Annotated in this window: 11 protein-coding genes; 6 read left to right on the forward strand and 5 right to left on the reverse strand. The window is 60.8% G+C overall.

Going from position 1 to position 11,652, the window contains the following annotated elements; genetic code table 11:
• Nucleotide 1: 1 nt before the first annotated feature.
• Entirely contained in the window at nucleotides 2–205 is a 204-nt protein-coding gene (locus GA0061103_RS12920; protein WP_092711726.1) for a hypothetical protein, read from the forward strand.
• A gap of 275 nt (nucleotides 206–480) precedes the next feature.
• The gene (locus GA0061103_RS12930) at nucleotides 481–2,325 is read left to right on the forward strand and encodes an ABC transporter ATP-binding protein (protein ID WP_092711730.1); all 1,845 of its coding nucleotides are present in this window, start codon (nucleotides 481–483) and stop codon (nucleotides 2,323–2,325) included.
• 69 nt (nucleotides 2,326–2,394) lie between these two features.
• Here GA0061103_RS12930 and leuA read toward each other — a convergent pair whose 3' ends face one another.
• Both leuA and GA0061103_RS12940 read right to left on the reverse strand, forming a co-directional pair.
• Nucleotides 2,395–4,101, reverse strand: coding sequence for a 2-isopropylmalate synthase (gene leuA, locus GA0061103_RS12935; protein WP_092711732.1), 1,707 nt, complete (start codon nucleotides 4,099–4,101; stop codon nucleotides 2,395–2,397).
• A gap of 329 nt (nucleotides 4,102–4,430) precedes the next feature.
• Nucleotides 4,431–5,615, reverse strand: a complete 1,185-nt coding sequence (locus tag GA0061103_RS12940) for a benzoate/H(+) symporter BenE family transporter (protein ID WP_092711734.1) — start codon at nucleotides 5,613–5,615, stop codon at nucleotides 4,431–4,433.
• Nucleotides 5,616–5,810: 195 nt separating this feature from the next.
• Here GA0061103_RS12940 and GA0061103_RS12945 point away from each other — a divergent pair, with 195 nt between their 5' ends.
• The 3 genes from GA0061103_RS12945 to GA0061103_RS12955 are packed head-to-tail and all read left to right on the forward strand — an operon-like array spanning nucleotide 5,811 to nucleotide 8,167.
• On the forward strand, nucleotides 5,811–6,596 hold the full coding sequence (locus GA0061103_RS12945) for a DeoR/GlpR family DNA-binding transcription regulator (RefSeq protein WP_092711736.1): 786 nt from the start codon (nucleotides 5,811–5,813) through the stop codon (nucleotides 6,594–6,596).
• A gap of 22 nt (nucleotides 6,597–6,618) precedes the next feature.
• On the forward strand, nucleotides 6,619–7,818 hold the full coding sequence (locus tag GA0061103_RS12950; RefSeq protein ID WP_092711738.1) for an MFS transporter: 1,200 nt from the start codon (nucleotides 6,619–6,621) through the stop codon (nucleotides 7,816–7,818).
• Nucleotides 7,784–8,167, forward strand: a complete 384-nt coding sequence (locus GA0061103_RS12955) for a VOC family protein (protein WP_092711740.1) — start codon at nucleotides 7,784–7,786, stop codon at nucleotides 8,165–8,167. The genes GA0061103_RS12950 and GA0061103_RS12955 overlap by 35 nt, the downstream gene beginning before the upstream one ends.
• Nucleotides 8,168–8,468: 301 nt before the next feature.
• On the opposite strand, the gene GA0061103_RS12960 is transcribed toward GA0061103_RS12955, so the two are convergent.
• A complete protein-coding gene (locus GA0061103_RS12960; protein ID WP_092711742.1) occupies nucleotides 8,469–9,056 on the reverse strand; it encodes an ATP-dependent Clp protease proteolytic subunit in 588 nt (195 codons plus the stop codon).
• A gap of 231 nt (nucleotides 9,057–9,287) precedes the next feature.
• Here GA0061103_RS12960 and GA0061103_RS12965 point away from each other — a divergent pair, with 231 nt between their 5' ends.
• The gene (locus GA0061103_RS12965; protein ID WP_092711744.1) at nucleotides 9,288–10,088 is read left to right on the forward strand and encodes a DUF2076 domain-containing protein; all 801 of its coding nucleotides are present in this window, start codon (nucleotides 9,288–9,290) and stop codon (nucleotides 10,086–10,088) included.
• A gap of 59 nt (nucleotides 10,089–10,147) precedes the next feature.
• Here the strand turns inward: GA0061103_RS12965 and queF are convergent, their stop codons facing one another.
• The gene (gene queF / locus GA0061103_RS12970; protein ID WP_015340658.1) at nucleotides 10,148–10,612 is read right to left on the reverse strand and encodes a preQ(1) synthase; all 465 of its coding nucleotides are present in this window, start codon (nucleotides 10,610–10,612) and stop codon (nucleotides 10,148–10,150) included.
• Between the two features lies 1 nt (nucleotide 10,613).
• Nucleotides 10,614–11,528 (reverse strand): cation diffusion facilitator family transporter, encoded by a 915-nt coding sequence (locus tag GA0061103_RS12975; RefSeq protein WP_092711746.1) that lies wholly within the window; start codon nucleotides 11,526–11,528, stop codon nucleotides 10,614–10,616.
• Nucleotides 11,529–11,652: the final 124 nt, after the last annotated feature.

Consider the following 11,652-nt stretch of genomic DNA (forward strand, 5'->3'; position numbering starts at 1 on the left):
CATGTCCGACGTTCTGCTGACCATTCCTGAAATCGACAGGCGTATCGCGGCGATAAGGGAAAATCTTCGTGAACTGATCGAGCAGGCAGCAGCCTTTTCCGGCGCCGCCGACGAAGAGCGGACGTCGGAGCGGATTGCCGAACAGGAAGAAGAGCTCGAGCGCCTGACGAAGCAGCGCGAAGAGCTTGCCAAGGGCAAAGCCTGAGCAAAATCCACCATTGAAGCACATATCCTCGGACGACTTCGACGCGAGCCGTGTAAGCACGGACGACGCTCGCCCCCCTTATGTCCGAACGATCATGATACAATTGCTGCTGACATCGGCGCCGATACACGCTATAGAGGTTGTAGCGACCAATGAGGAGAGCATTCTGATGAAAAGTCACGGCACAGGAAACCACCGCTGAAAAGCAGTGCCGTGAAGGGCTGCTTTATCGGCCCGACCATCAGATTGCTATCTTTCGCCCGTGGAGGGCACTCATGTTTCGTCGCTTCGAGGAGCTTGTCGATCCATTTCAGGATCGTGACGAGCCGCAACCGTCACCCAAGGCCTGGCGCTATCTCCTAACCAACCTTCGCCCGTTTCGGACAGTCATGGCAATCAGCCTCGGCTTGACGGTGATCGGCGCCATCATCGAGATCTGGCTCATCGGCTATTCCAGCCGGCTGGTGGACAATCTCGCCGCCGCCCGACGGGAGGATTTCTGGCTATCCGAAGGGTTTGGCCTGCTCGCCGCGGCCGCCCTCGTCCTGATCGGACGGCCTCTTGCCGGCTATCTCCGCGAAAGCCTGGATGACATCGCATTCCGGCCGAATGCCGAAACGCTGTTCCGTTGGCGGGCTCACCGCCATGTCCTTCGGCAATCGGTCGGCTGGTTCCGCCAGGACTTTTCCGGCCGTATCGCCAGCCAGGTGCGCGACATAGGCACGGCAGCAACGGGTGCGGCCTATCAGGTCCTGCACACGCTCTCCTTTGTCACGATCTATGTGGCTGGCTCGCTCTGGCTGATGGCCTCGATCGACGCGCGCCTCATCTGGCCTCTGGCGGTCTGGCTCCTCTGCTATCTCGGCCTGATGACCTATGTCATCCCTCGCCTGCAGAAAGCCTCTGCGCAATATCAGGGAGCCTATGCCGAACTGACGGGCATGCTGGTGGACAGCTATGCCAATATCGACCTCATCAAGCTTTTTGCCGATGCAAAGGCGGAAGACAGAGAGGCCCATCGTCGCTTCTCTCAAACGCGCGAAACGTTCGTGCGGGTGCAGAGGCTCGAAGTGCTGGTCAATTCGAGCATGCTGTTCCTCGGTAGCTTTCTCATCGTCACACTCGTCGGCTATGCGGTCGTCCTCTGGCAGTCCGGCGGCGCGCCGCTGGGGCTGATCGCGGCATCGCTCGCCTTGAGCTTCCGCATAACCGGCATGGCCGAATGGATGCTGGATGCCGTTTCCTCGCTCTTTGCCCATCTCGGCGCCATGCGGCAATCACTGTTGACCGTCTCGCAGCCGCTTGCCATTACCGATGCGCCGGACGCCAAGCCGCTTGCCGTCACGAAGGGCGAGATCATCTTCCGGCAGGTCGCGCACCACTACGGCAAGGGAAATGGCGGCCTGGACGGCATTTCCCTTCGAATTACGGCCGGCCAAAAGGTCGGCCTTGTCGGTCGCTCCGGCACCGGCAAATCGACCCTGGTCAACCTGCTGCTGCGCTTCTTCGATCCGGAGGCAGGCATTATCGAAATCGACGGGCAGGATATCCGGCATGTGACGCAGGATAGTCTGCGCCGGCAGATTGCCGTGGTCGGCCAGGAGGCATCGCTTCTTCACCGCTCCATTCGCGAGAACATCGCCCATGGCAATCCCCGCTTCTCGGAGGAAGCGATTCTCGATGCAGCCGAGAAGGCTGCCGCAAGCGTCTTCATCTCAAAGCTTCAGGATCAAGAGGGGCGCACCGGCTTCGACGCGCATGCCGGCGAACGCGGCGTTCAGCTCTCCGGAGGTCAGCGGCAGCGCGTGGCGATCGCCCGCGCCATCCTCAAGGACGCCCCGATCCTGGTGCTGGACGAGGCAACCTCTGCCCTCGATTCGGAAGTCGAAGCCGAAATCCAGGATACGCTTTACGGCACCATGGAAGACAAGACCGTGATCGCCATCGCCCATCGCCTGTCGACCATCGCACGCATGGACCGCATCGTCGTGCTCGACCACGGCCGCATCGTCGAGGATGGCACGCATGCGGAGCTGATCGCCCAAAACGGCATCTACGCAACGCTGTGGTCGCACCAATCCGGCGGCTTCATCGAAGGCGACGAGCCGGCTGCCGACTGACGCGCAATAAAAAGCCCCCTCGACAATCGAGGGGGCTTTTCAAATCAAAGCTGCAACCAAGCCGGCGCCTTAGGCCGCCTTGATAGCGAGTACGCGGTTTGCCGCCGATACGATCGCCTCGAGAGACGCAGCGACGATATTGGTGTTGATGCCGGCACCGAAGAGCTTGCCGCCCGGATACGAGACCTCGACATAGGAGATCGCCGAAGCGTTCGAGCCGTGCTGGAGCGAATGCTCGGAATAATCCTCGACGGACATCGGAATGCCGAGATAGATCGAGAGCGCGTTGATGAAGCCGTCGATCGGGCCGTTGCCGCGGCCTTCGATGCGCTTCACTTCGCCCTTGTCTGTGATCTCGGCAGCGACGATGCGCTGACCCTTGTGCTCGGGGTCGGCGAAGGTGTGGTGATCGACGAAGCGGATGCGCGCGTCCGGCTGCGTCACATAATGCTCGATGAAATGCTCGTAGATGCGCTTGGACGGCAATTCCTTGCCTTCCTCGTCGGTGATGCGCTGGATCTCTTCGCGATATTCCACCTGGAGATTGCGCGGCAGGTTCAAGCCGTAGTCCTGCTGCATGATATAGGCGATGCCGCCCTTGCCCGACTGCGAGTTGATGCGGATGATCGCCTCATAGGTGCGGCCGACATCCTGCGGGTCGATCGGCAGATAAGGCACTTCCCAGACCGGATCATTGGCGACCTTGGCGGCCTTCATGCCCTTGTTGATCGCATCCTGGTGCGAGCCCGAGAAGGCGGTGTAGACCAGTTCGCCAACGTAAGGGTGACGCTCGCCGATCGCCATCTGGTTGGAATATTCGAAGACTTCCTTCATGCGCTCGATGTTGGAGCAATCCAGTTCCGGATCGACGCCCTGGGTGAACATGTTCAACGCCATGGTGACGACATCGACATTGCCGGTACGTTCGCCATTGCCGAACAGGGTGCCTTCGACGCGGTCGGCGCCGGCCATCAGGGCCAGCTCGGCGGCCGCAATGCCGGTGCCGCGGTCATTGTGCGGGTGCAGCGAAATGATCAGATTTTCGCGGTTGTCGAGATTGCGGCACATCCATTCGATCTGGTCGGCATAGATGTTCGGCGTCGCCATTTCGACGGTGGATGGCAGGTTGATGATCAGCTTGTTGTCAGGCGTCGGCTTCATGACGTCGATGACGGCGTTGCAGATTTCCAGCGCCACATCCAACTCGGTACCGGTGAAGCTTTCCGGCGAATATTCGAAGCGATAGCCGCCGCCAGCCTTGGCCGCCATGTCGCTGATCATCTTCGCCGCGTCGACGGCAATCTGCTTGATGCCCTGCACATCCTTGGCAAACACTACGCGGCGCTGCAATTCGCTGGTGGAATTGTAGAAATGCACGATCGGCTTGTTGGCGCCTTCCAAAGCTTCGAAGGTGCGCGTGATCAATTCTGGACGGCACTGCACCAGAACCTGCAGCGACACATCGGCGGGCACATTGCCCTGTTCGATGCACCAGCGGGCAAAGTCGAAGTCGGTCTGCGAGGCCGAGGGGAAACCAATCTCGATTTCCTTGAAGCCCATGTCCAGCAACAGCTGGAACATCCGCGCCTTGCGATCGTGGCCCATCGGGTCGACAAGCGCCTGATTGCCGTCGCGCAAGTCCACCGAACACCAGATCGGCGCCTTGGTGATGATCTTGGACGGCCAGGTCCGGTCGGGAATGTTGATCTGGGGATAGGCGCGGTATTTCACCGTCGCTTCGGGCATGCCTTTGGGGGAATGGCTGTTCGCGTCCATGGTCTCGTCTCTTCCTTTCCCGTCATTTTATCCCGCGTCTTAGCCGATCGGATGCGGCTTGGCGATGATAAATGCGGACCCTTTGCGGGTAAGCTGTCGATTTTAGGGTAAGTCGCGAGGAGCGATGGCCAGCGGGCTTTTCGGCCGCCGGGCGCTCCTCAAAGGACCCGGCAACCGCGCGTAAGGCCGAGGAGGAGAAGCGAAGTAAGGGCGCGCGTATTGTCACGCAGGGCAACGCGCCCACGTGCAATCTGTTCGGAAATCTTTGCGCCAGTCAGCTTCATGGCCGCGCTTATAGCTGCCGGATACGGAAGAAGCAACCCCCCTGCTCACTTCTTCAGCATTTGCACGCCGCGCGACAGCGCCATCATCAACCCGCCGGCGATCAGCCCCCAGAAGGCGCCGGAAATGCCGCCGAAGGAAACGCCCGATGCCGTCACGAGAAAGGTGATGGCGGCCGCCTCGCGTGATTCCGGCCGCTGGAAGGCATTCAGTGCGGAATTGGAGAGCGCACCGACCAGCGCCAGACCGGCAACCGCCTCGATCAGGATCGGCGGCGCGAGCGCCACGAAAGCCGTGACGGCACTCGCCAGCAATCCGAGGATCACATAGCCGATACCGGCAATGATCGCCGCCCAATAGCGCCGCCCGGGATCGGCATGGGCATCCTGCCCTGCACACATCGCCGCGGTGATCGCCGCAAGATTGACGGCATGGCCGCCAAAGGGAACAGCAAGCAGCGAGAAGACGCCGGTCACGGCAAACAGCGGACCCGGCTTCGGATCGTAATCATGCACTTTCAGCACCGCGATGCCGGGAATGTTCTGCGACGCCATCGTGACGATGAACAACGGCAACGCAATGGACACGATGCCGGCAAGCGTGAAAACCGGCTTCACGAATTCGACCGTCGGCAGCAGCGAATGCTCGAGCGAGGCGAAGGCGCCATCCGGTATCTTCACGCCGAAGGCCAGCACCAGGGCAAAGGCCGCAAGTGCCGCCGGCACCGCCCATAGCCGCTTGAACGCACCGACGACGATCCAGGCAAGGATGATCGGGAGACCGAAGGCAGGATTGAAGGCGATCGCCTTCACCGGTGCAAAGCAGAGGCCGATCAGCACGCCGGCGAGCATGGCATTGGCGAGCGGCGCCGGGATGGAGGCAACGGCACGACCGAAAGGCCGAAAGAGCCCGGCAATGACGATCAATATGCCACAGATGAAGAACGCACCGATAGCAACTGGAAAGCCACCCTCGATCGCTCCTGCGCTCGCCAGCAGTGCGGCTCCCGGCGTCGACCAGGCGATGCTGATCGGCAGTCTCGTGACCATGCTGAGCACGATCGCGCAGAGGCCCATCGCAACCGAAAGCGCCGTCAGACCGGACGCCGCCTGCGCATCCGAGGCGCCCACCGCCTGCAGGCCATGAAAGACGACGGCGAAGGAACTGGCAAAGCCGACGAAGGCCGTGAGGCACCCCATGAACAGGCTTTGAACGGAAAAATCTTTGAGCATGGCGATGGAGACTCTGGGGCGCGAAGATCGACTGAACGCGCATGGAGCATCACAAGCATCGGGCGTGCAAGTGCTGTTTTCGCGCAAAATGACAGTGTCATTCAGCAAATCGCTCGCGGAATATGTCGTCGCCGAGTCATATCGTGTATAAACGTGCACATTGACTCTCTTGTTCATGCACGTTATTGCAAATTTATGAGCAATTCACTCCCATTGTCCCGCCGGGACGTCATCGAAGCGCGGCTTGCAGAAGGGCGGCAGATCGTGGCTGCATCGTTGGCGGCCGAGTTCAACGTGTCCGAAGATGCTGTGCGTCGTGATCTGCGGGCGCTGGCCGCAGAGGGCAAATGCCGCCGCGTCTACGGTGGCGCGCTCCCGCTGTTGACACCATCACAGCCCATGGCGGCGCGCGTCGGGCAGGAATCCGGCCGCAAGAGAGCTCTGGCCAGGGCGGCCGTCGCAATGATCGAGCCGGGCGAATTCCTGTTTATCGACAGCGGCAGCACCAATCTCGCAATGGTCGATCTTCTGCCGAAGGACCTGGATGTGACGATCGCGACAAATTCCATCGATATCGCCAGCGCCGTCATGAAACGCGGCGACATACCGCTCGTCCTGATCGGTGGTGCGGTCGATCCCGTCGTCGGCGGCAGTGTCGATGCATCTGCCGTCGCAGCCATCGAAGCCATGAACATCGACCGTTGTTTCCTGGGCGTCTGCGCCGTTTCGGCAAGAAACGGCATCAGCGTGTACGAACATGCAGATGCGATTTTCAAACGGACGCTGCTCAAGAGAAGCGCAGCACGCATCGCACTGATTACCTCGGAGAAATTTCATGAGCGCGCGCCGCATCGCATCGGCGGCGGCGACGATATCGATTGGCTTGTTGTCGAGGATGATCTGCCTGCCACTGACGAAAAGGCGGCCGCCGACGCCGGCTTCTCGCTCGTAAAGGCCAGCGACATCACCTCTCCCTCCTGATTTCGAAAGACAAGGAATGACAATGCAATCCACGGATCGGCCGGAAACCCGGCTGGCGACACGACTTGCCTTTCTGGTTGGAGGCTTCGCCCTCGCCTGCTGGGCTCCTCTCGTCCCCTTCGCCAAGGCTCGTCTCGGCGTCGATGACGGCGTGCTGGGCATGCTGCTGCTGTGCCTCGGCCTGGGCTCGGTGGCGGCAATGCTTGCGACCGGCATGTTGAGCGCGCGATATGGCAGCAAGCCGATCATCATCGCGGGCGGTCTCGGTCTTGCGCTTATTTTGCCGATGCTGGCGGTAGCCAGCACGCCATTCACCCTCGGCCTTGCGCTGGCTGCTTTCGGTGCCTGTCTCGGATCGCTCGACGTTGCCATGAACATCCACGCCGTCGAAGTGGAGAAAGGCGCGGATCGGCCTTTGATGTCCGGCTTCCATGCCCTGTTCAGCATAGGCGGCTTCATAGGTTCCCTGCTCGTCACCCTGCTTCTATCCGTCAAGGCCGGTCCGCTCTTTGCCACGCTTCTAAGCTCGGCCGTGATGGTCGTCGCCATGATCATCGCGTGGCCGCGGCTGCTTCGAACGGTCCAATCGGAGGACGCGCCGCTCTTCGTCGTGCCCCGCGGCTTCGTGCTGCTGCTGGCGGCTCTTGCGGCCATCACTTTTCTCGTCGAAGGCGCCATCCTCGACTGGAGCGCCCTGCTGCTGACAACGCAAGGTCGGGTCGATACGAGCCATGGCGGCCTCGGCTATATGCTCTTTGCCATTGCGATGACAGTCGGCCGGCTGAGCGGCGATGCCATCACCGCAAGGGTCGGAGACAAGGCAGTCATGCTATGGGGCGGCGTGATCGCGGTCGCCGGCTTTGCCGTCCTCCTCGTCAGCCCGATCGCGATCCTTGCAATGGTCGGCTTCCTGCTGATCGGGCTCGGCGCCTCCAACATCGTGCCAGTGCTCTTCCGCAAGGGCGGTTCGCAAACGGTCATGCCGGCAGGCCTGGCGGTCGCGGCCATCACCATGACCGGATATGCCGGCGTACTGGTCGGCCCCGCCGGCGTCGGCTTCGTCGCAGATCACATCGGCCTGCCCGGAGCCTTCTGGATGCTCGCGCTGTTGCTTTGCGTCGCACCGCTCTGCGCCGGCATCGTGACCCGCAACCAGGAGCCCCGCAATCAGGAACAGGGAGAGACAGATGCAGATCGCTCATACCGCTCTATGGACGCATGATCTCGATGCCGCCGTCGATTTCTGGAGGACCTATTTCGGCGCGACCGTCGGCGAACCCTATCGAAGCCAGCGCCGAAAGGGCTTCATCTCCCGCTTCATTTCTTTGCCTGAAAGCGGCAACCAGATCGAACTGATGACCGGCGACTGGCTCCTTCCCAATCCCCATGACGAACGCATCGGTTGGGATCACATTGCGATATCGCTCGGCAGCAAAGCTGCCGTCGATGCGTTGGCCGAGCGATGCAAGGCGGATGATTGCCTGAAATCTGCGCCCCGCACCACAGGCGACGGCTTCTATGAGGCCGTCATCACCATGCCGGACGGAACACCGGTGGAAATTACCATATAGGGGGCGCACTCGGCCCGTAACTCACGCTTTCGAGTTCGCCGCTCCCGGAAACGTTGCAACCTCCCGAGTGGCGAAGGCTGGCGGCGGAGATTTCTGCCGCCAGCTTTTGACTTTCGATCAAAGCCGATCCAGCGCAAAACGCCCCCGCCAGCCTTCCGGCAAGCGAGGGCGCTCAATTCAATCGGAAAAACCCGCTAGAGCAATTCCAGGAAAAGCGCGCAGCGGTTTTCCGTCCGGAATTGCGCGAATACAAAGAGGTAGAGCCTTTTCGCGATTCGAAGAAAAGCGAAAAGGCTCTAGATCAGATTTCCGCCTGCGAGGTCACGATGCGCGAGACCAGGCCATACGACTTGGCTTCCTCGGCAGAGAGCCAGTAGTCGCGGTCCGTGTCCTTGGCGATCTTTTCGATCGGCTGGCCGGTGGCTTCCGAGAAGATCTTGTTCAGGCGCTCGTTCATCTTGATGATTTCGCGTGCCTGGATCTCGATGTCGGAGGCCATGCCGCGCGTGCCACCGGACGGTTGGTGCAGCAGGAAGCGCGTGTTCGGCAGGCAAATACGGCGCTCCTTGGGAGCGGAGACGTAGATCAGCGCTCCGGCGGAGGCGACCCATCCCGTACCGATCATCCAGACCTTCGGCTTGATGAACTTGATCATGTCGTGAATGGAATCGCCTGACTCGACGTGGCCGCCGGGCGAGTTCACATAGATGCGGATATCATCGTCGCTGGCGGCGGAAAGCGCTACAAGCTGCGAGCAGACCTTCTGCGCCAGTTCCTGCGTGATGCCGCCATAGATGAAGATCGAACGCGACTTGAAAAGATTCGCCTCCGCGTCCTTGCCCAGGGGCTGCTCGGTCTTCTTGTCTTCCTGTTCGTCTTCGTCGTTCATTCAACTCTCCAGCATGATGCGTCGTTCACCGCACATAGTGCGACTCAATGCGTAAAACAATGCCGGAAAAAGACAAGGCGGGAATAGCGACTGACAACATGGTGTTATGGTTGCGGATTACCGAAATGTAACTTGAATGGCTTTGAAAAGCCGAGATTTGATCCTACGTCAGGTCAGCGCGGTTAGAGATCGCGCCCCGAATTTGCAGCACAGATAGCCAAGGAGGCCATCATGTCGCCAGAAGAACGTCAATTGCTCGCCTCTCTCTTCGATCGCGTGCGCGGTGCATCCAATACCCAGCGCGATGCCGATGCGGAGGCCTTCATCAACCAGTCGGTCCGCGACCAGCCCTATGCGCCCTATTTCCTGGCGCAGGCCGTCATCATGCAGGAACAGGGCATGAAGGCTGCGGCCGATCGCATCCAGCAGCTCGAAGCCCGTGTGCACGAGCTCGAGCAGCAGGGCGCAGACAATCACCAGCAGGGCCAGAGCGGCGGTTTCCTCGGTGGGATCGGTTCCCTCTTTGGCGGCGGCCAGCAACAGCGCGCGGCCTCGCCGCAAGGCGGCAATCCGCAGCAACAGGGCCGCCTTTATGACGACTACGCCCGCAATGCGCCTCAACCCGGCCCCTGGGCCGGCCAGCCGCAACCGCAGCCGTCCGGCCCGTGGAGCCAGCAGGCATCAGCTCCTTCGGCAGGCGGCAGCTTTCTGCGTGGTGCGCTTGGCACGGCAGCCGGCGTCGCCGGCGGCGTGATGTTGGCGGAATCGCTTTCCAGCCTCTTCAGCCCGCATCTGGGCGGCACTGGCGGCGGCCTCTTCGGCGGCAATGCCGGTAGTGGCCTCTTCGGGGGCACGGCGGCCAATGCAGCCGAACAGCCGGTGCAGGAAACGATCATCAACAACAACTATTTCGGCAATGACGATAATAGCGACCAGAGCGCGACCGATTACGCCCAGGACGCTGCGCAAGACGCTCAGGACGACGACTATGACGATTCGGCTGACAACAGCGACGACAGCTCGTTTGCCTGAGCCAAAGCCGATGCCAGTCTAACAAAAAAGCCGCCATCTCCGGATGGCGGCTTTTTTGTTCAGCCTCGGCCGCGATAGGGTTGAACGCCCTGATCCGGCAGCCACACGCCTTCCGGCGGCTTGCCAGTCTGCCAGAAAACGTCGATCGGAATGCCACCGCGCGGATACCAGTAGGCGCCGATCCGCAGCCATTTCGGCTGCAAGAGGTCCACCAGGCGCTTGGCGATATAGATCGAGCAATCCTCGTGGAACGCGCCGTGATTGCGGAAGGAATGCAGGAAGAGCTTCAACGACTTCGATTCGACCAGCCATTCGTTCGGAATGTAGTCGATGACGATATGGGCGAAATCCGGCTGCCCCGTCATCGGGCAGAGCGAGGTGAATTCGGGCGCTGTGAAGCGCACAACATAATCGGTGCCGGCATGGCCTGATGGCACCTTCTCCAGAACGGCCTCTTCCGGATTGCTGGCGGTTTCCGTCTGGTTGCCGAGCATCGACAGGCCGGACACATCGGTCTTTGGCATCTCAGGTCTCCTTGATCACTTTGACGCGGATACCATGGGCCTTCTCGCCCTCCGGCTCCACATGAATGGTTATTTCGGCGCCCGCATGGATCGCCCGTATGGCATCTTCAAGGCGGTCGCAGATGCGATGCGCTTCACGCACCGGCATGGCGGCCGGCACGACCATGTGGAAATCGACGAAGGTCACGGCCCCGGCCCTGCGCGTTTTCAGATCATGCACGCCAAGCGAGCCCTCGGCATTCCCCGCGATCGCATCCTTGATGACGGCCTCCTCTTCCGGAAGCACGGCCTTATCCATAAGTCCGTCGATCGAAGCGGAGATGACCTTCCAGCCTTGATAGAGGATGTTGATGGCGACGAGAATGGCAAGCACGGGGTCGAAGATCGGATGGCCGGTGCCGAGCGCCAGCAACAGGCCGATGAGCACGCCGATGGAAGTATAGACATCCGACATGATATGCTGGCCGTCCGCCGTCAAAGCCGGTGAGCGATGTGCCCGTCCAGCCCGGATCAGCGTCAAGGCCCACACGCCGTTGATGACGCCGGCGACAAAGTTGATGGCGAGACCAAGTACCGGCGCCTGCATGGGCTGCGGATTGCCGAGATGTCCGACCGCCTCCTGCACGATCATCAAAGCGGCAACGACGATCATCACCCCTTCGGTAACGGCGGAGAGATATTCCGCCTTGTGATGACCGAAAGGATGATCGTGATCGGCCGGCTTCTGGGCATAACGGATGACGAAAAAGGCGATGAAGGCGGCAACGACATTGACGAGCGATTCAAGTCCATCGGACAGAAGCGCAACAGAGCCCGTCAGCCACCAGGCCAGCATCTTCAGCCCCATGACGCCGAGCGACAGCGGAATGCCCCAAAGGGCGAGCCGCCTGATCGTATCGTTTCCTTGAGCACTCATGCCCTTCTCCAGTGTCTCGCGCCATGCTTATGCGAATGAATTGCAAAAAAGGCGCCGTTGAAATGCAAAACCGCCCGCGCGAATTTTCGCGCAGGCGGTTCATTGACGCTTCATATGGGCCAGG

It is taken from the genome of Martinezella multihospitum (assembly GCF_900094585.1).
Classification (GTDB): Bacteria; Pseudomonadota; Alphaproteobacteria; order Rhizobiales; family Rhizobiaceae; genus Rhizobium; species Rhizobium multihospitium.